Raw genomic sequence first — 19,494 nt, forward strand, 5'->3', positions numbered from 1 at the left:
CCCGTCCGGAAGCCTGCGGACTGCGGCACCTTGCCTTCGCGGTGATCGATCTGGACGCGGAGATCGCCCGGCTGCAAGCGGCCGGGGTGGAATGCGAACCGATCCGCATCGATCCCTACACGGACAGACGCTTCACCTTCTTCGCGGACCCCGACGGCCTGCCGCTAGAGCTTTACGAGATGGCAGATCCAAACGACTGACCTGGTTAGAGGAACTGGCCAAACCGAACTGGCATGCCGGGCCGGTTGCTGTATGGAGTGGCCCATGCGCTATCCGACTCTCTCGCTTTCGCTCGCCGTCACGCTCGCCACGGTCGTCGCCCCCGCTTCGCCTGCCCTGGCCTGGGGCGCGATCGGCCACCGCATTACCGGCGCCATTGCCGACGAGAACCTCAGCGGCGTTGCCCGCGCGCAAGTGCGCCTGCTGCTGGGCACGGAAGACCTTGCCGAAGCGGCCACCTGGCCTGACGACATGAAGTCCGATCCCGCCCCCTTCTGGCAGAAGCAGGCCAGCCCCTGGCACTACGTCACCGTGCGCGAAGGAGACGCCTATGCGCCCTCCGACGCGCCGCCGGAAGGCGATGCCATGACCGCGCTCACCCGTTTCACCGCCACGCTGCGCGATCCGAAGGCCCCTCTGGAAGAGCGCCGCCTGGCACTGCGCTTCATCGTCCACATCATCGGCGACCTGCACCAGCCGCTCCATGCCGGCGGCGGTAACGATCGGGGCGGCAACGACGTGAAAGTCACCTGGTTCGGCAACCAGACCAATCTCCACTCGGTATGGGATTCGGGCCTGATCGAGCAGCGCTCGCTGTCCTACTCCGAATATGCCGGCTGGCTTTCGCGCAAGATCACGCCGGAGCAGGTGGTAGCCTGGAACGTGCGCGATCCACAGGTGTGGGTGGCCGAGAGCATCGCCCTGCGCAAGACGATCTATCCGACGAATCCGGTCATCTCCTGGGACTATGCCTACCAGCACCGCGCCGAGGTGGACGACCGGCTGGAACATGCCGGCATCCGCATCGCGGCATACCTGAACTGGATCTTCGACCAGGACGCGACTGCCACCAAGCCTGGCCGGCGCGGAGTATCGCGATGAGCTTCTGCGAAACGATATGGGCGGAACTGGCGCCCCTGCGTCGCGCGATCCTGTCCCACCCCTTCCTGGACGAGCTGGCCGAGGGCACGCTCCCTCCGGAGAGCTTCCGCCATTATATCGTTCAGGACAGCCTCTATCTTGCCGAATATGCCCGCGTACTGGCCATCGCCGCCGCGCGCGCGCCGAGTGCGGCGGGTCGGCTGGAGTTTTCGGACGGCGCCAAAGTGGCCGTGCAGGTGGAGGAAGCCCTTCATCAGGCGTTCTTCGCCCAATTCGGCGTAACGCCCGGCATGGCGGAACAGAGCGAGGCAACGCCCGCCTGCCTCGGCTACACCGGCTATCTCGCCAGCCTTGCCGCCACGCGCAGCTACGAGGAACTGATCGCCGGTATCCTCCCCTGTTTCTGGGTCTATTGGGAAGTGGGCTGCGACATCAAGCCGCGCGCCGCTTCACCCAACCCCTACGCGGCATGGATAGAGACTTATGCGGCCCCCTCTTTCGGAGAGGCCACGCAGCGGGTTCGCGCGCTGGTGGACCAAGCCGCCGCCGACGCCACGCCGGCCATCCGCGCGGCCATGGCCACGGCCTTCCGCAACGCCGCGCGCTACGAATGGATGTTCTGGGATTCCGCCTATCGGCGAGAGACCTGGCCGATCTGAACCACCCGTCCGAGCGTTCCTAGGGGGCTTAAAAGCGGCGGCTCAGTCCGGTTCGCCGGCGGTCCACTCATCCAGGTCGGGTGACTGACCGATCAGCGCAAGGCCATGGGCGATCGAGGTCAACTCGTTGCCGGAGGCAAGCCGTTCTTCACCGAAGCGCTCCACGAACAGCCCGCGCACGGCCGGTATCAGCGAGGAACCGCCCGTGAGGAAGACATGGTCGATCTCGTCCGCCCGCAGTTCCGCCTGCGCCAGGGCGCCATCCACCGTTTCCCCGATGCGCTGGAGATCGGGCGCGATCCAGGTTTCGAATTCGCCCCGGCTCACTTCAGCCTCGATGGTCAGCGCTTCGCTTTCGAAGTGGAAGGCGGCATGGTCCGCAGCGGATAGCGTGCGCTTCAGGCGGCCCACCGCTTCGTAAAGGCCGAAGCCCAGTTCATGCTCCACCACCGCGATCATGCGATCGATGGCCGCGGGATCGGTGGCGCCATGCTTCAGCCGCGCCAGCTGTTCCAGGGTACGACGGTTGCGCATCATGGCGAGGCGCGACCAGTCCCCGAAATCCGCGAAGTGGCCTGCCGGGATTTCCAGGACTTTGTCGAACGATCGATAAGTGCCGCCCTTGCCCAGCAGCGGCAGCACCAGATGATCCATGATGCGATAATCGAAGCGATCCCCGGCGATGCCGATCCCGGCCGATCCCAGCGGCAGGCATCGCCGCGCCGCGCCCGGCGCTTCCACCCGGACGATCGAAAAGTCGCTGGTGCCGCCGCCGAAATCCGCAACCAGCAGGGTCGCGGGCTCGGTGAGGCGGGACGCGAAACTGAATGCCGCGCCGATCGGCTCATAGACATAGTGGACCGTACGCCCCAGCAGCCCGAACATGGCATCGTAGCGCTTGCGGGCCAGCGCCTCGTCCGGACGCGACCCGACATAGCGAACCGGCCGCCCGACGACGACGCGCTCCGGCACTTCACGCAAGGCATCCCCCGAATGCCCTACCAGATGCTTCAGGAAGACCTGACCCAGTTCCTCGAACCGCAGCCGTTTCTCGAACAGGGTGGCATGCTCGAACGCCGGGTTGGCCGCCACGGACTTGAAGGATTGCAGGAAGCGCGACCCTTGCGGAAATTCCAGAAATTCCGAAATCGCCCAGGGCCCGGCCTCATGCGCCAGCCCGCCGCGAACGGCTTCGTCCTGCCAGAAGCACAAGGCGGAGCGAAACACCGAACCCGACCCGCCCTGTGCGGCGAACTCCACGAGTTCGGCGTCCTGCGCATGTTCGGCGATGGCGATGACCGAATTGGTCGTGCCGAAATCGATGCCGACGGACCGGGAAGCGACCGGGTTGGCCGACATGACGAAAATCCTCGCTGAAACGGAATTGGGCTGCGCCTATCGCAGCCTCCAACCCGTCGCGCAAGTCGCTGTGCGGGTTGGTTACTGGCTAAGGGTTCTCTTCAAGGCATCGCGCCAACCATCGATCAATCCCCTGCGGGTCCGGCCATCCATCCGGGGCGTAAACAGGCTTCCCTGCGTCCAGGTGGCGGAGAGCGCGGCGAGATCGGGCCAGACGCCGGTGGCGAGACCCGCATGGAAGGCCGCGCCCAGGGCCGTCGTTTCCAGATGGACCGGACGCTCGACCGGCACCTCCAGCATGTCCGCCAGGAACTGGCAGAGCCAGTCGTTCGCCGCCATGCCTCCGTCCACGCGCAGCTTGGCGAGCGCGTCGCCGCCGTCAGAGACCATGGCCTGCGCCAGGTCCATGGTCTGGTAGGACACCGCTTCCAGTGCCGCGCGGGCCAGATGAGCCTGGGTAGCGCCCAGGGTCAGGCCGAAGATGGCGCCCCGCGCGTCCGGATCCCAATGCGGCGCGCCCAGCCCCACGAAGGCAGGAACCATGTAGACGCCGTGATTGTCCGGCACCTGCGTCGCCATGTCGTTGGTCTCGCGCGCGTGGGTGATCACCCCGATGCCGTCGCGAAGCCATTTCACCGCCGCGCCCGCCACGAAGATCGAGCCTTCCAGCGCATAAGTCATCTTGCCACCCAGACGGTAGGCAGGCGTGGCCAGCAGCCGGTTTTCCGAAGCGAGCGCTTCCGATCCGGTGTTCAGCAGCATGAAGCAGCCAGTGCCGTAAGTGGACTTGGCCATGCCCGCCTCGAAACAGGCCTGGCCGAACAGCGCGGCCTGCTGGTCGCCCGCGACGCCGGCCAGCGGGATCTCGACGTCGAACAGCGCCTTGTCCGTCATGCCGAACAGATGCGCGTTGTCGTGCACTTCGGGCAGCATCTGCATCGGCACGCGGAACAGGCGGCAAAGCTCCTCGTCCCAGCGCTGTTCCCGAATATTGTAGAGCAGCGTCCGACCGGCATTGGTCACGTCGGTGGCGTGGACCTTGCCGCCCGTCAGGCGCCAGAGCAGGAAACTGTCGATCGTGCCGAAAGCAAGCTCGCCACGTTCCGCGCGAGAGCGGGCATCCGCCACGTTGTCGAGGATCCAGGCCAACTTGGTGGCCGAGAAGTAGGGATCGATCAGGAGGCCGGTGCGCGCCCGCACGTCCGGCTCGGCACCATCCGCCTTGAGATCCGCGCAAAGGCGAGCGGTCCGGCGGTCTTGCCAGACGATCGCGCGATGGATCGGCTTGCCGCTCTCCCGCTCCCATACCACCACCGTTTCGCGCTGGTTGGTGATACCGATGCCGGCAATCCCGCGTTCGCCCACTCCGCTGCGTTCTATCGCTTCGCGAGCGACCCTGACGGCATCGCGCCAGATGTCTTCCGCATCGTGTTCCACCCAGCCCAGATTCGGGTAGTGCTGCTCGAATTCCGACTGTGACGTGCCGAGGGGACGAGCGGCATCGTCGAAGACGATGGCACGCGTGGAGGTGGTGCCCTGGTCGATGGCGAGGATGTGGCGGGGCTGGGTCATGGCGCGTATCTCCGAGGGTATCCTGTCGATCCAGTCAAGCCCGGCGCATAACGATCGACGACGCCGTTCTGCGCATGCTTTCGAACGAACGTCAAATGTTTCGTTTGATCTTTCGTATTGCCAAGCCTATTTTCATAAATCGAAATCATGGTCAGTTTACGAGAGTCCTCATGCCGCAGCCAGAGGCGCAAGTTTCCGCGCAGTCGCCCGTTCCGAACGACCGGATCGAAAGCTACGATCTGCTGATCGTCGGCGGTGGCATAAATGGCGCCGGGATCGCGCGCGACGCGGCAGGTCGCGGTCTTTCGGTGTTGCTGGTCGAGCAGGACGATCTTGCCAGCCACACGTCCTCGGCTTCCACGAAGCTGATCCACGGCGGGCTTCGCTACCTGGAATACTACGAATTTCGCCTTGTACGTGAGGCGCTTATAGAGCGCGAACGGCTGCTCGGCATGGCGCCGCACATCATCTGGCCCTTGCGCTTCGTCCTGCCCCAATCGCGCTCTCCCCGCCCGGCCTGGATGGTGCGGCTCGGCCTGTTTCTTTACGATCACCTGGGTGGACGCAAGAAGCTGCCGGGCACGGAGACGGTTGATCTCGATCGCGGGGGCCAGGGCAAGGGGCTGAGACGGCAGGAAACGAAAGCGAAAGGAAAGGGCAAGGCTTTCGTTTATTCCGACTGCTGGGTGGAGGACAGCCGCCTGGTCGTGCTCAACGCCATGGATGCCGCCGCGCGCGGTGCCCGGATCGAAACCCGCACCCGACTGACCGACGCCGTAAGCGAAAACGGCAGCTGGATCGCCACTATCGAAAGCGCCGGCGAAAGCGAAAGAGGCCCTCGTCAGGTCCAGGCGCGCATGCTGATCAACGCCGCCGGGCCTTGGGTCGCAGACCTGCTGCGCCAGATCGGACGCGCCAGGGACGACCGCGGCGTGCGGCTCGTCAAAGGCAGCCACATCGTCGTCCCGCGGCTCTATCCCGGCGATCACGCCTTCATGTTGCAGAACCCCGATCGCCGGATCGTCTTCGCCATCCCCTACGAGCGCGAATTCACCCTGATCGGCACCACCGACGAGCCCTGGAACGAGGCGCCCGGCAAAGCCACGATCAGTCCCGACGAGATCAACTACTTGTGCGAAACCGCCAATCGCTACTTCGAGCGTCAGGTGAGCCCGGCCGACATCGTCTGGAGCTATGCCGGCATTCGTCCGCTCTATGATGACCATGCGGCCAACGCTTCGGCGGTAACGCGCGACTACGTACTCGATTTCGAACAGGGCGACGATCGGCAGGCGCCGATGCTGTCGATTTTTGGAGGCAAGATCACCACTTATCGCAAGCTGGCGGAGCATGCCATGGAGCACATCGCACAGCTGTTCCCGCAAGTGACCATGCCCTGGACGGCAGGCGCAGTGCTGCCGGGCGGCGACTTTACGGATGGCGACTTCGAACGGTTCGTCGCGGAGCTGGTCGCCGGTTATCCGCAGATGCCGGCCGAACTCCTGCGCCGCCTCGCCCGCGCCTATGGCACCCGCGCCAGCGAGATTCTTGGCCAGGCGCGAACCACGGCAGATCTCGGTCAAGACTTCGGCGGCGGCCTCCATGCCCGCGAGATCGAGTATCTCGTGGACGCGGAATGGGCGCGCACTGCGGAGGATATCCTGTTCCGACGCAGCAAGCTGGGGCTTCACGTCCCGCCCGGCACGGCCGAGGCCGTCGATGCCTGGCTTTCCGGCAATCGATAGGGACGGGCGATAAGGACGGGACGCGAATATGATCGACTTAGCCGCAGAGACCAATGGCGATATCGTGGCCCGGCGCCGCGCCCATATATTGGAGATGGCACGCGGTGCCGGCAGCGTCAGCGTGGATGATCTTGCGGAGCGGCTCGGCGTTACGCCGCAGACGATCCGCAAGGACCTGAACGTGCTGGCCGGGCAGTCGCTGCTCTCGCGCGTGCATGGCGGCGCGCTCGTCACTTCGGGGGTGGACAATCTGGCCTACGACGAGCGCCGCGATGTCGCTTCGGCGGCCAAGGCCCGGATCGGCGCCGCCGCCGCCGCGCTCATCCCGGACGGCGCCTCGCTCTTCATCAATATCGGCACGACCACGGAGGCCGTCGCCGCAAACTTCGCGCATCACCGCAATCTGATGGTGATCTCCAACAACCTGAACGTCATCGACGCCCTGTCGAACCACCCGGCGCTGGAGCTTGTCAGCGTCGGCGGGAAAGTGCGGACCGGAGACCGCGCGGTCGTCGGTGCCCTCGCCATGCGCTTCATCGAGAACTTCCGTGTGGACTATGCCCTGATCGGCATTTCCGCGCTGGACGGCGATGGCAGCCTGCTGGACTTCGCCATAGACGAAGTCGAGGTTTCGCAGACGATTATCCGCAATGCGCGCAAGGTCATCCTCGTTGCCGATTCCTCCAAGGTCGGGCGCTCGGCCCCTGTCAGGGTCTGCGGGATGGAAGCGATTGACTTCCTCGTCTGCGACCGGATCGACGATCCCGCATTGCGCGGCGCCTGTGAGCGCAACGGGGTCAAGCTCATAGAAACGCAACCGTCCACCGCCTTGCCGTAGGGCGTAAACGGGAAACATATCTCTACTGGTCTTGCCCGGCGCCATCGGCCATGCTGCCGTCCCGAAGGCCCTGTCAGGAGAGCATGTGTACCGTTCCATGATGTTTGCCGCGAGCGCAATGGTCGTCGTTGCCGCTGCCCCTGTCGCGCTGGCGGATACTCCCCGCGAACTCCTGACCACTGCCGCTTTCCAGACTTCGGACAAAAAAAAGGCCCTGTCGCTCATAAACCAGGCGATAACCGAATCCGACCGGATACTGACCGCCCATCCTGGTGATCGAGAGGCTACGCTTCAGCGTGGGATTGCAATGGGTTATCGCGGCAAGCTAACACGCAACCGCACCGACGCGAAGGCCTCGCTCGAGGTGTTCCAGCGTCTTGCCTCCCAAAATCCGCGCGATGCCGAGGCGCAGATGGTCATCGCCGGCTGGCATCTCGACGCCATCGACCAATTGGGCGGCCTGGTGGCACGCACCGTGATCGGCGCCAAGGCCGACGCCGGAGAGGCCGCGCTGACCAAGGCCGTCGCGCTGGGCGGAAACCGGGCGTTCTACGCCGGGCTGGCGGCGATGATGCGCATTCGCAAGGACCAGGGCCAAGTGGCGCAAGCGCGACGACTGGCTGAAACCGCTGCCACCGCCCCTGCTCCGACGCCTCTCGACGCGCAGATGAAGCGGGCCGCCCTGACAATATTGCCGGCCTTGCGCGCAAACGACGGAAAGACCGCCGCTCGCCTCTCACGCAAGCTCCTTCCGTTTGGCAAGATCGATGACTAAAATCATGTTATGACGTAATTTAAGAAAATAAGTCCGCTCCCTTGGTCCCACACCCATGCCCGGCAAGCAAGGGCGGGTTACATTTTCCGGCTGGCAGCCTATATGACCTTCATCGGCACGCCCGCGTGACAGATGGACGGCCAGTTCGGCGGAGAGGATCTTCAGTCCGCTAGTTCGAAAGTTGCCCATGTCACTCCCCCCTCGAAGCTCGCAGGCCCCATGCTGAGGCCGCGCCGTCGCGGCGTTGCCTCGGTCAATGCGGAAGTTCGCGACGGCATCGTGCCGGCCGCCGGTGCACTCGCGAAAACGCACGACGAAGGCCCGGAGGCTTCGGGAGCGAACTATCGGCTGGTGGCGCTGATCATCGCCTCGGCTCTGTTCATGGAATTCGTGGATTCCACGGTGCTCGCCACCGCCTTGCCCACCATGGCGCGTGATTTCGGCGTCCGTCCGCAGGAAATGAGCGTCGCCTTGACCTCTTACCTGCTTGCGCTGGCGGTGTTCATTCCGGCCTCTGGCACGATCGCCGATCGTTACGGATCGCGCACGGTCTTCAGGGCGGCAATTCTCCTTTTCGTGCTGGGAAGTCTTGCCTGCGGCCAGTCGCGAACGCTGGAAATGATGGTCGTTTCCCGCTTCGTCCAGGGCGTGGGTGGAGCGATGATGATCCCGGTCGGCCGACTGGTGCTGCTGCGATCGGTGGCCAAGCAGGATATGGTCAACGCCATGTCCTGGCTGCTGGTACCGGCCCTGATCGGCCCGATCATCGGCCCACCATTGGGCGGCCTCATCGTGACTTATCTCGACTGGCGCTGGATCTTCTACATCAACCTGCCGATGGGTGTGCTGGGCTTCTATCTGGTGGGGCGTTTCATCGCCAACATCCGCGAAGACGAACCCGCCCGGTTCGACACGCCCGGCTTCGTGCTGAGCGGCCTGTCGCTGGGTTGCCTGCTGTTCGGCTTCGAGATGGTCAGCCGCCCCAACGAAGGCGCCCTTGCCGCGGTTCTGATCGGCGTAGGGCTGGTGACGGGAACGCTCTACGTGGTGCACGCCCGCAAGCGCGATAACGCCATTCTCGATCTATCCCTCCTGCGGGACGACACCTTCCGGCTTTCGGTCATAGCCGGGTCGATCACCCGCATCACCCAGGGGGCGCAGCCGTTCCTCCTGCCGCTGATGATGCAGGTGGGCTTCGGTTTCTCGGCGGCCCGCAGCGGGACCATAACCGTGGCCACTGCGATCGGATCGCTCGCCATGAAGAGCTTCGCGCCGCGCGTGCTGCGCCGTTTCGGGTTCCGTAAGGCCCTGGTGTGGAACGGCGTCATCGCCACTTTCGGATATGCCGTCTGCGGGTTGTTCGGCCCCGGCTGGCCGGTCTGGGCCATGTTCTGCGTGCTGGGGCTCTCCGGCTTCTTCATGTCGTTCCAGTTCACCGCCTACAACACCATCGCCTACGACGGCATCGACAAGAAGCAGATGAGCCGCGCGACCGCGTTCTATTCCACCTTCCAGCAGCTGATGCTTTCCCTGGGCATCTGCGTGGGTGCCCTGGGCCTCCACCTGGCCATGACGGCAAACGGGCGCGAGGCCCCTGCCCTCATGGACTTCTCCGTGGCCTTCTGGGTGGTTACCGCGATTTCATTGACCGCCACGTTCTGGAACCTGCGCTTCGCCCCAGACGCCGGCGCGGAAATTTCCGGCCATGCCGCCCGCAAGCAGTCGGAGCCGCGGCAAGAGGCTGCCTGACCCGGGATTGACCTGCATCATGGCGCCGATGGAAGCAGGCGTGCAGGATCAGCCCGGCAGCAAGATGGCCCGACAAAGATGGAACCAGCGACGATGACGCATGACGTTGTAGTGGTGGGAGCAGGCCCGGCAGGCCTTGCCTTCGCCGCAGCCCTGGCGGGCACGGACCTGCGCGTAGCCGTGGTGGAACGACAGCCGGTGGAGGCCCTCGCCCGCCCCCTGCCGGACGGGAGGGAAATCGCCCTGACGCAGCGCTCTGTTCGCGAATTGCGCGAACTTGGCGCCTGGCATCGCATCGACGCGCAAGGCATCGCGCCCTTGCGGGAAGCGCGCGTCCTGAATGGAAAATCCGCCTTCGCGCTTTCCTTCGGAGCGGGCCATGCGGAGCGGCTGGGTCATCTGGTCTCGAACCACCTCATCCGCCAGGCCCTGTTCGAAGTGGTGGACGGGCTTGCCGGGGTCGATATCCTCGGCGGCCGCGCCGTCCATTCCATCGAGCGCGGGCCGCACCGGGTGGTCGTTCGCCTGGATGACGGCGAAGCGTTGCAGGCACGGCTCGTGGTCGGGGCGGATTCCCGCTTCTCGTTCGTTCGCCAGCAGTTGGGCATCGGCGCCGAAGTGAACCGGCTGGGCCGCGCGATGCTGGTCTGCCGGGTAGTGCATGATCGCGATCATGACGGCATCGCCACCGAATGGTTCGACCATGGCCAGACGATCGCCATGCTGCCGCTGAACGGCCGCCAATCCTCGGCCGTCCTGACGCTGTCGTTAGCCGGGATAGACCGGCTCACTGCCCTGGATCAAGAGGCGCTGGGGGCGGAGCTGACCCGTCGCTATCAAGGACGCCTGGGCCGGATGAATGTGATCGGGCAGCCCCATGTCTATCCGCTGGCGACGACTTACGCGCGCCATTTCGCGGCCTCTCGCGCGGCGCTGATCGGCGATGCGGCGGTAGGCATGCACCCGGTGACGGCCCATGGCTTCAACCTTGGACTGACCAGCGCCTGCACCCTGGCCGGTCTCATCCGCGAGGCGGCGGCAAGGGGCCAAGACATCGGCGCGTCGTCGCTGCTGCGTCGCTACGAAGCCGCGCATCGCCTCGCCGGCCGGCCGATCTACACCGCGACCAACGCCATCGTCGGCCTTTACACCGCCGAGCACCCGGCCGCGCGTGTGGCACGGCACGCGGCGCTGCGCACGGCCAGCTTACCCTTCATTGCGAAGAGCGTCAGCCGGCTGCTGATGCAACCCTGAAGCCGCTCAGCCGTATTGCTGCTCGACCAGCGCATGAACGCGCCTGAAGGCGGCATTGGCACCATCGACCACCCGCGCTTCCTCGGCCGCGTCCAGCGTGACGCCGTCGAGCGCGCCCGTGAACGAGCGCCAGTGCTGCGCGCGGCCGTCGGGATGCCCGGCGAGATGGCGGGCGCCGTGGTTTTCGTCGAGACCGAGCGCCTTCGCCATCTTGAACAGGAACGCCGCGCCCAGGTTCGAACCCTCAGCGACATAGAGCCATCCCAGCGCCGTCGGCAGATCCACTGCATCGGCCACGAACCGGGGTTCTTCGTCTGGCTGCGGCAGGTCCAGCACAAGATCACTCATGTCCTGTCCGATTTGCCCGAAGCGGCGACGATCGGAGAGATCGGGCAGGAGCGCCGACAACGCCGCATTGTCGTAAAGCGCGTCGATATCGCGATGGAACTGGTGCTGCACGGCCAGAAAGCGGCCGTAGTTCGCAACGGAAGCGAACGGTTGCCCAGCCATGATCCGCTTGTCCAGCCGATCGTGCGTCTCCGTGGTGGCAGCCTTGAGGCGCTTGGCGCGGCTCGTTTCGGAGTGGGCGGTTTCAGCGTGGTTCTGAAGTGCCGTATCCATGGATTATCCTTCTTCCATTGTTCGCGGGGGGAAGTGTGTGAGGCCTGCCCCGCCTCACACGCCCCCCAAAGCCGCAGGTCAGAACGCCAGTATCATCGACGCCTTGTAGGTCCGTCCCGGCTGGCTGTAGTAGCTTTGCGAGGCGGTGGCGCTGTCCGAAATGTCCAGCGCGTTGTAATAGGTCTTGTCGAGGATGTTGTATACGCCGCCCTGAAGACGCAGGCCTTCGAACAGGCCGGGCTTCACCCAGGCGGTGAAATCGATGATCCCGTAACCGGGCGTCTTGTTGATCGAGGAAGCGGGATTTTCGACCTTGTTTCGCTTCGCGGCAACCGTGGCGGACAGATCGGCTCCGAAGCGGGACTGGCTGTAGCCGAAACCGGCGATGCCGCGCAGGGGCGGGATCGAGTTGAGGTGGATATCCTGCTCGGTGTCCTTGCCGTTGGCATAGGCGATCGATCCCCACACGCGCCAGTTGTCGGTCAGCGCCCACTGCGCGCTGGCTTCGACGCCGTAGATTCGAACGCGGTTACGGTTGGCGTACGTGGTTATGCCGAAGGGATAGGAGCCTGTGACACCCGCTTCGGCGGCTGTCGTGCTGACGTTGTCGATGAAGTTGCGGTAGTAATTGTCGTAGAAGCTCACCTTGGCGCCGCGCTTGGCGTCACCGAACTTCATGCCGATCTCGTAACCCTTGCTCGTCTCCGGCTTGAGGTCGGGATTGCCTATATTGAGATAGGTACCGGGCCCGCCATAAGTGAGATAGAGCTCGGTGGCCGAAGGCGCGCGGAAGGCCTGCGCATATTGCGCATAGGCGGTCAGGCCGGGAACGATATCGTATTCCGCCAGGATCTTGGGCGAAAACTGGGAATCGCTCGACCGGCTGGGCAGGCCTTCATATGTCGGATTGGCCGTGTAGCCCGGCGTATCCTGCGGGCGGCGGCGATACCAGTCGAAGCGCAGACCCGGCGTCAGGTGCAGGGCCCCGAAGCTCATCCGGTCCTGTATGAACAGGCCCAGGTCCAGGCTCTTCACGTCGGGCATGTCGGACTGGTTCACATGCAGGAACGAGCAGGATGCGATCGCCGGGGTGCAATTGTCGACGCCGGCGGCATATTGCTGGGTCTTGGTGGCGAAGAATTCACCGCCCAGGCTGATCTCGTGCTCCACCGCTCCAGTGGCGGCCCTCCCGATGATCGAGCCGTTCGCGCCCCAGGATTCGTTCTGGAGGTCACTGTCGCGATCGAACTGCCCGGCAGGCCGGGTTATGCGCATGGCCTGCGTGTAAGTACGCAGGTTCAGCCGCTGCCAGTAGCCGACGAGATGGGCCTCCTGCACGAAGCCGTCGCCTTCCGCCTGATAGTCGTAAGTGCCGGCGATACGCTTGCGCTTGTTCTGCTCCAGCGTGGAGTAGGTCCGGTAGGTGGCGTTGACGCTGGTCAGTGTGTTCTCGTCATAGCTGCGCTTGAATTTCTCGCCGGTCAGGCCGATCCGGTGTCCGCCGCCGAGGTATTGGTGGACCTTCAGCAGCAGGTTGCCCTGATCGTAGGAGGCGGGATTTCGCGCTGTGCGGCCGGTGCCGGTGCCGTAGACCGTCCCCTGGTTCTCCACCTCATGGCCGTTCTGATAGCCGCCCTGGATGAGGACGAGCGTATCTCCCGTGCGAAACGCCGCCGCCTGGTTGAGATAGACGCTGTCGCTGGTGCTATCGTAAGTGGCCTTTCCAAGCGCGCCCTGCTTCTTGCCTCCGGTCAGCAAATCCTCGGGATCAAGGGTTCGCACCGCGAACACGCCGCCCAGCGCACCCTGACCGAAATAACTGGAATCGCTGCTCTTCACCACATCGATGGCACTGAGCGAGTTGAAATCGAAGGCCGCCACGCCGCCCTGCACTCCGCGTGCGCCATCGTTCATCCACGGCAAGCGGATGCCGTCCACGGTCGTCAGCACGCGGTTGGCGTCGAGGCCGCGAATGTTGATGCTCTGGTTGCTGCTGCTGAAGTTCACCCCGGCATCCACACGACGCGCATATTCGGCGATATTGTCGACCATGCGCTCCCGCAGGGTTTCCGCCGTGGTGGTGGTGGTGAGCACGGAAGGCTTTCCGGCCGCATTGCGATCGACGCCCTCACGCTGATCGCCGATAGCCGTATCCTCGACACGCACCGAACCGAGCTTACCGGCATCTTCGGGTCCAGCGACGGTATCCTGCGCGGCATGGGCCTGGATCGCCGCGCAGAACATCGCGACGGCACCGAGGGCAGATGTCTGTTTCAGCGCGCAAACCAGGGAGCGCCGTGTGGAGAAGATCATTGAGGTTCCGTTCTACTGCTAATGATTCGCAGGAGCGGTATGTGCACAAGGTAGCCCTGGGATTTCAATGGCCCCGATGAATTTTTTCGTGGAACCTCAATCGATCGGAATCGCTCGCGCACGGATGAGGTGAAGGAGCGCTCTTCGATGGCCCGAAAAGGCGGTCTTTGTAGCATTCCGGTAATCCCGAACCGGCAAGGCGAACGTTCGGGGTTCTGGTGCATTTATCCTACTGAGACCAAGCACCGGCAACGCCTGCCTGTCTTGCCGAATAGAATGGAGATCACGTCATGACGGCCGCCCCGAACGAGGAAGCCGAACTGAAGCTGGAACTCGCGGCGGACAGTGCAGATCGCCTTGAAAAATCCGGATTGCTCAAAGGCGATCCCAGCGTGTTGCCGCAACACGCCATCTACTTCGACACGCCGGACCATGACCTGGCCAGCGAAGGCCTTTCACTCCGCATCCGGCGCGAGGGCGAGAAGCGGAAGCAGACCGTCAAGGCGGACGGTTCGTCTGCCGGGATGTTCATCCGTCCGGAGTGGGAGCGCTCCGTCACCAACGACGAACCGGTCATCGATCATGCCACGCCCATTCCCGCCTTGCTGGGAAAGAAAACGGCAGCGATCGCGCCGATATTCACAGTCGAGAACGAAAGGCATCTCTGGCTACAGGACGGCATCGAGATCGCGCTGGACCGGGGCCGCATTCTGGCCGCAGAACGCGAAATGCCGATGTGCGAAGTCGAGCTGGAACTGAAGCGAGGCCATGCCGCCGCGCTGTTCGCACTGGCGCGGCGGATAGACGAAATCGTGCCGGTGCGCATCGGCGTATCGAGCAAGGCGGAACGCGGCTATCGCCTGCTCGGCCCCGCACCCTCCGCCTTCAAGGCCGAGCGCGTGAAACTGGGCAAGGACCAGACCGCCGCAAGCGCCTTCCAGACGGTTGCAACGGCGTGCCTGCGCCATTTTCGGCTCAACGAACCGCTGGTTCTGGACCATCGCGATGAAGCGGCCCTGCACCAGCTACGCGTCGCCATCCGCCGCTTGCGTTCCGCGCTGACCCTGTTCAAGCCCCTCTTCGACGAGAAAGCGCGCCGCCGGTTCAACGACGAACTGCGCTGGTTGGCCTCCGAGCTGGGCAAGGCGCGGGATCTCGACGTGCTTGCCGGCCAAGTGGAACCCGGCCCCCTGCTCGACCGCATCCTCTCTGCGCGGGACGAGGCTTATGACGGCGCGATCGCGGCGCTGGATTCGCTCCGTGCGCGCAGGTTGATGCTCAGCCTTGCCGAATGGATCGCCGTTGGCGCGTGGCTTTCGGATGCGGAAACGCAGGACTTCCGTGACACGCCGGCCCGAGAGTTCGCCACCGGGGTACTGGAGCGGTTCCGCCGCAAGGTGAAGAACGGCGGCCGGAAAATGGAAAAACTCGGCGACCATGCCCGCCATGAGGTTCGCAAGACGGCCAAGAAGATGCGTTACGCGACGGACTTCTTCGCGGGCCTGTTTCCCGACAAGCGCGAGCGGCGGCGCCGCAAGCGCTTCGTTTCCGCGCTGGAGGAATTGCAGGACGGTCTGGGTGCGCTCAACGATCTGGCGGGCGCGCCTGAACTGCTGGCCAGGCTGGGCCTCGAAGGCTCACCGCAGGCAGCGGGGATCGTCACCGGGGATCGCAAGGCCGATCTTCTGGAATCGGCTGCCGAAGCCTACGATGCTTTCGTCGATGCCAAGCGCTTCTGGCGCTGACCGGCGACCACGCGGCAAAAGTCCAGGATCATGACGGCAGGTGCAGCCGCGCGAAGTCTCCCCCGGTCGCGCGGCCCAACATCTCGCTGTAGCCGCTGAAATGCCCCATGTCGGCGGTGACGAGCCCCAGTTCGACGTTCTCGCCATCGGCCAGCTTGCGCAAGGCGATCGGCGCCGCGGCAGGAACGAGTTGCGATCCGCTGCCCACTTCCAGAGTGGTCAGGATGCCGAACATCTGCCCCTCGATCGTGGGGCGTGAAAGAATGGCCAGGCGGTACTGCCCCTGCTCATTGGTGACGAGATAGATATGGCCGGAGAGATTGGGCATGGAGACGTGCCCGGCCTGTTCGAACCGGGAATCCGAACGGCCGGATTCCGCAAATCCCAGACATCCCTTTTCCGGCATCCAGCAAACGGTGGTGAGATAGGCAAACAGCCCGCCCGGCGTGCCGAAGCTGGGCCGCAGAGTGAGGTAGCGTCCTTCCAGCCATGTCACCGCCGAGCGCGCATAGGCGCCCATGGTGTCGGGCGCCACGTCGGGGACGATGGGGCCGGCCATCGCTGAGGCCGCGAGGCTTTCGCCGCCCGGACGCAAGCTGACGCCCAGGGCGTCCTCGATCCGCAGCAATGTCGCCAGCGTGAAGGAACGCTTGCCCGCCAAGGCCTTTTCCAGCGTAGACAAGCTGATACGCGCCATATCTGCCAAGGCTTGTCGGGATATCCGGCGGCGCGCGATCTCCTCACGCACAAGGCGGGCGAGTTCGGCCGAATCGGTCTCGGCATCGGTAGGGTCGGTAGCGCTCGTGGTCATACTGCGCACCTTTCCGCACAATTGCGCACATCACGTCAATAGCCGCATCACTTTGCGCAATCCCGCACAGACCCCCGCACAGGCATGCCGGAACCGGCCGAAACTGCTCGTGGCTGTGCGGCAAGCCCGGCGCATAAGGAACAGGCTCCAAGCCAGATGGAGCTTCGCCATGCCGCAATCTTCCGCAAACCGCCGCGCCTTTCGCCGCGCACTGATCCCCGCCGCCATGCTCGTCCTTGCAGGCCCGGTGGCGATCGCCATCCAATCGACCGCCGCCGTGGCCGAGGGAACCGCTCAGGGATCATCCTCGGAACAGGGTCCGGCCACCGGCACGCTGCTGCTGCGCGGTCAAGGGATCGCCCGCAGCCTCCCCGCCGTGCGCCTGGGCACCGACATGGACGTGACCGTTACCGGCCAGATCGCCCGCGTGCGGGTTACGCAGGCCTTCCGCAACACCTCGGATCGCTGGATGGAGGCGAGCTATCTCTATCCCCTGCCACAGGACGGCGCGGTGGATTCGCTGAAGATGGTCGTGGGCGAGCGGGTCATCGTCGGCCGCATCCAGCCCCGCGAAAAGGCCCGCGCGGCTTACGAAGCCGCCCGGAGCAGCGGCCGCAAGGCAGGGCTTGTGGAGCAGCAGCGCCCGAACATGTTCAGCACTTCGGTCGCCAACGTAGGCCCCGGCGAGACGGTGCTGATCTCGATCGAGTATCAAGCCCCGGTCGCCCAGACGAACGGCACCTTCTCGCTGCGCCTGCCGCTGGTGGTCGGGCCGCGCTACACCCCGCCGCATACGCTGACCTCCTCCACTGCGGCGGACGATGCCACGGCCGTCACCGCCGCGCCGGTCCTCGATCCCGCTCTGGGGGCGAACCAGAACCCCACATCGATCTCCGTCCACCTCTCGCCGGGGTTCGACGTCGCCAACCTGATCAGCCGCTATCACAAGATCGACGTCGCGGGTCCGACAGACGACCGGACCGTCCGCCTTGCCGAGGCCGCCGTGCCTGCCGATCGCGACTTCGTGCTCGAATGGCGCTCCGCCTCGGCAGACCCCACGCTCGGCCTGTTCGCCCAGAGGACCGCTGCGGGAGACTATGTCATGGCCTCCATAGCCCCGCCGGCCAATCTCGACGGCCTGCCCCGCCCGCCGCGCGAGATGGTGTTCGTGATCGACAACAGCGGATCGATGGGCGGCGACTCGATGGAGGAAGCCAAGGCCAGCCTCGTCCATGCGCTGGGCACCCTGCGCCCGCAGGACCACTTCAACGTCATCCGGTTCGACGATACGATGACCCGCCTGTTCGAGCACAGTGTCGCCGCCACGCCCGATCAGGTGGCCTTGGCCACCCGCTTCGCGCAATCGCTGGAAGCGCAGGGCGGCACCGAGATGCTTCCCGCTCTGAAGGCGGCGCTGGAAGATGCCGGAACCGGCGGCGGCAACGATCCGGATATCCTGCGCCAAATCGTGTTCCTCACCGACGGCGCCATTTCCAACGAGCGCGAGATGATGGCCGCGATCGGCGCCGACGGCGGCCGCAGCCATGTCTTCATGGTCGGCATCGGCTCTGCCCCCAACGACTTCCTGATGGAGCGGATGTCGACGATCGGCGGCGGCGTCTACACCCATGTCGGCGCGCCCGGCGAGGTGGCGGCCAAGATGATGCCCTTGCTCGACGTACTCAGCCATCCCGCCGTCCGCGACCTTTCCGTGCGCGTCGAGGGTGGCTCACTGGACCTCACGCCGTCCCGCCTGCCGGACGTCTATGCGGGAAGACCGCTGGTGCTCCTCGGCCGTGCCGACAAGCTGGCGGGAACCCTGACCGTCAGCGGCAAGATCGGCGATCGGCCGTGGGAGCGGCGGGTCGATCTTGCCGCCGCCCTGCCCAGCCCGGCCATCGAAAAGCTCTGGGCGCGCCGCCGCATCACCGATGTCGAGGCGGATCGCGCGCTTGGAAAGCTGGAGGACGTACGCGCCGATGCCGAAGTCGAGCGGATCGGCATGGAGAGCGGCATCGTCACCAGCCGCACCAGCCTCGTGGCGGTCGACGAGACGCCCTCCCGCCCGGCCGGAGCGCGCCTGAGCCGCGAGGAACTGCCGATCAACCTTCCGGCAGGCTGGGATTTCGACCGGCTGTTCGGACAGGACACAGTCCAGGCCGCGCCGAAGGACGGATCGGAAGCCTCAGCCGCCATGCAGGCTGAGGCGCTGGAACTTCCGCAGACGGCCACCGGCTTCCTGGGCGTGATCGGCAAGGGTCTTGCCCTGATACTGGCGGGCCTGACCGGCCTTGCACTGCTGCTGCGCCGGAGGGCGGCATGAGCCGGGCGGTGCTGGCGGCGCGCATCGGGAAGGTCGCGCCGATGCGCGGCCTGCTCGCCCTGGCGCTGCTGGCCCTGTGCCTAACCGGGCTCGTGGAGGTCGCGCGCGGACTCTACATCCCGGCGAAGGCGGCCACGGCGCAAGTCCTGCTCGACCGGGCCTTCGAGCGGAGCCGCATCGATCACGCTCCCCGCAAGCCCTGGCCCTGGGCGGACATGACGCCGGTCGCGCGCCTGGTGGTGCCAAGGCTCGATCTCTCGCGCACGGTGCTCGACGGCGGTTCGGGCCAGGCCCTGGCCTTCGGACCAACGCTCCTGCCCGGCGGCGGCGCGCTGGGTCGTTCTGGAACCGCTGTGATAGCCGCCCACCGCGACACGCATTTCCGCTTCCTGAAGGACTTGAGGAAAGGCGATCTCGTTTTCGTCCAGACCCGCGAAGGCACGGAACGGCGCTACCGGGTGACCGGCGCGGAAGTGGTGCGATGGGATGACTATGCGGTAGCGGATGTAGACGCCAGGGAGCGGCTCGATCTGGTGACCTGCTTCCCGTTCGATGCGATCCGGCGCGGTCCGTGGCGCTATGTCGTCCACGCGGAAGCCGTCGCGCCATGAACCAGGGGACGCCCGGCC

General features: G+C 65.2%; 16 protein-coding genes. 11 read left to right on the forward strand and 5 right to left on the reverse strand.

Annotated elements, in window-relative coordinates; genetic code table 11:
• The 3 genes from ACI3K3_RS11140 to tenA form a co-directional block, all read left to right on the forward strand.
• The coding region (locus ACI3K3_RS11140; protein ID WP_404913692.1) for a VOC family protein at positions 1 to 200 on the forward strand (200 nt) is incomplete at its 5' end.
• Positions 201 to 264: 64 nt separating this feature from the next.
• On the forward strand, positions 265 to 1,101 hold the full coding sequence (locus ACI3K3_RS11145; RefSeq protein WP_404913694.1) for a S1/P1 nuclease: 837 nt from the start codon (positions 265 to 267) through the stop codon (positions 1,099 to 1,101).
• Positions 1,098 to 1,760 (forward strand): thiaminase II, encoded by a 663-nt coding sequence (tenA, locus tag ACI3K3_RS11150; protein ID WP_404913696.1) that lies wholly within the window; start codon positions 1,098 to 1,100, stop codon positions 1,758 to 1,760. Before ACI3K3_RS11145 ends, tenA begins: the two co-directional genes overlap by 4 nt.
• A 42-nt stretch (positions 1,761 to 1,802) precedes the next feature.
• Here the strand turns inward: tenA and ACI3K3_RS11155 are convergent, their stop codons facing one another.
• Together ACI3K3_RS11155 and glpK are read right to left on the reverse strand one after the other, a co-directional pair.
• Positions 1,803 to 3,119 carry an Hsp70 family protein gene (locus ACI3K3_RS11155; protein ID WP_404913697.1) on the reverse strand — a complete coding sequence of 439 codons (1,317 nt, stop codon included), beginning with the start codon at positions 3,117 to 3,119 and terminating at the stop codon, positions 1,803 to 1,805.
• Positions 3,120 to 3,200: 81 nt separating this feature from the next.
• Positions 3,201 to 4,691 carry a glycerol kinase GlpK gene (glpK, locus tag ACI3K3_RS11160; protein WP_404913699.1) on the reverse strand — a complete coding sequence of 497 codons (1,491 nt, stop codon included), beginning with the start codon at positions 4,689 to 4,691 and terminating at the stop codon, positions 3,201 to 3,203.
• 170 nt (positions 4,692 to 4,861) lie between these two features.
• On the opposite strand from glpK, the gene glpD reads away from it, so the two are divergent.
• The 5 genes from glpD to ubiM all read left to right on the forward strand — a co-directional run bounded on the left by glpD (position 4,862) and on the right by ubiM (position 11,052).
• Positions 4,862 to 6,436, forward strand: coding sequence for a glycerol-3-phosphate dehydrogenase (glpD, locus tag ACI3K3_RS11165; RefSeq protein WP_404913701.1), 1,575 nt, complete (start codon positions 4,862 to 4,864; stop codon positions 6,434 to 6,436).
• Positions 6,437 to 6,464: 28 nt separating this feature from the next.
• The gene (locus ACI3K3_RS11170; protein WP_404913702.1) at positions 6,465 to 7,274 is read left to right on the forward strand and encodes a DeoR/GlpR family DNA-binding transcription regulator; all 810 of its coding nucleotides are present in this window, start codon (positions 6,465 to 6,467) and stop codon (positions 7,272 to 7,274) included.
• Positions 7,275 to 7,371: 97 nt separating this feature from the next.
• Entirely contained in the window at positions 7,372 to 8,049 is a 678-nt protein-coding gene (locus ACI3K3_RS11175) for a hypothetical protein (RefSeq protein WP_404913788.1), read from the forward strand.
• 219 nt (positions 8,050 to 8,268) lie between these two features.
• Positions 8,269 to 9,798: an MDR family MFS transporter gene (locus tag ACI3K3_RS11180; protein ID WP_404913704.1), complete on the forward strand. Its 1,530-nt coding sequence runs from the start codon at positions 8,269 to 8,271 to the stop codon at positions 9,796 to 9,798.
• A gap of 93 nt (positions 9,799 to 9,891) precedes the next feature.
• Positions 9,892 to 11,052 carry a 5-demethoxyubiquinol-8 5-hydroxylase UbiM gene (gene ubiM, locus ACI3K3_RS11185; RefSeq protein ID WP_404913706.1) on the forward strand — a complete coding sequence of 387 codons (1,161 nt, stop codon included), beginning with the start codon at positions 9,892 to 9,894 and terminating at the stop codon, positions 11,050 to 11,052.
• Between the two features lie 6 nt (positions 11,053 to 11,058).
• On the opposite strand, the gene ACI3K3_RS11190 is transcribed toward ubiM, so the two are convergent.
• Both ACI3K3_RS11190 and ACI3K3_RS11195 read right to left on the reverse strand, forming a co-directional pair.
• Entirely contained in the window at positions 11,059 to 11,673 is a 615-nt protein-coding gene (locus tag ACI3K3_RS11190; protein WP_404913708.1) for a biliverdin-producing heme oxygenase, read from the reverse strand.
• A gap of 78 nt (positions 11,674 to 11,751) precedes the next feature.
• Entirely contained in the window at positions 11,752 to 13,986 is a 2,235-nt protein-coding gene (locus ACI3K3_RS11195; protein WP_404913709.1) for a TonB-dependent hemoglobin/transferrin/lactoferrin family receptor, read from the reverse strand.
• 290 nt (positions 13,987 to 14,276) lie between these two features.
• Between ACI3K3_RS11195 and ACI3K3_RS11200 the strand changes: the two genes are divergently transcribed.
• A complete protein-coding gene (locus ACI3K3_RS11200; RefSeq protein WP_404913711.1) occupies positions 14,277 to 15,731 on the forward strand; it encodes a CHAD domain-containing protein in 1,455 nt (484 codons plus the stop codon).
• 28 nt (positions 15,732 to 15,759) lie between these two features.
• Here ACI3K3_RS11200 and ACI3K3_RS11205 read toward each other — a convergent pair whose 3' ends face one another.
• Positions 15,760 to 16,542 (reverse strand): multiprotein-bridging factor 1 family protein, encoded by a 783-nt coding sequence (locus ACI3K3_RS11205; RefSeq protein WP_404913713.1) that lies wholly within the window; start codon positions 16,540 to 16,542, stop codon positions 15,760 to 15,762.
• A gap of 169 nt (positions 16,543 to 16,711) precedes the next feature.
• Here ACI3K3_RS11205 and ACI3K3_RS11210 point away from each other — a divergent pair, with 169 nt between their 5' ends.
• Both ACI3K3_RS11210 and ACI3K3_RS11215 read left to right on the forward strand, forming a co-directional pair.
• Entirely contained in the window at positions 16,712 to 18,865 is a 2,154-nt protein-coding gene (locus tag ACI3K3_RS11210; protein ID WP_404913715.1) for a marine proteobacterial sortase target protein, read from the forward strand.
• Positions 18,862 to 19,476, forward strand: coding sequence for a class GN sortase (locus tag ACI3K3_RS11215; RefSeq protein WP_404913717.1), 615 nt, complete (start codon positions 18,862 to 18,864; stop codon positions 19,474 to 19,476). The genes ACI3K3_RS11210 and ACI3K3_RS11215 overlap by 4 nt, the downstream gene beginning before the upstream one ends.
• Positions 19,477 to 19,494: the final 18 nt, after the last annotated feature.

The sequence above is a fragment of the Novosphingobium sp. ZW T3_23 genome, from assembly GCF_044987305.1.
Lineage (GTDB): Bacteria > Pseudomonadota > Alphaproteobacteria > Sphingomonadales > Sphingomonadaceae > Novosphingobium.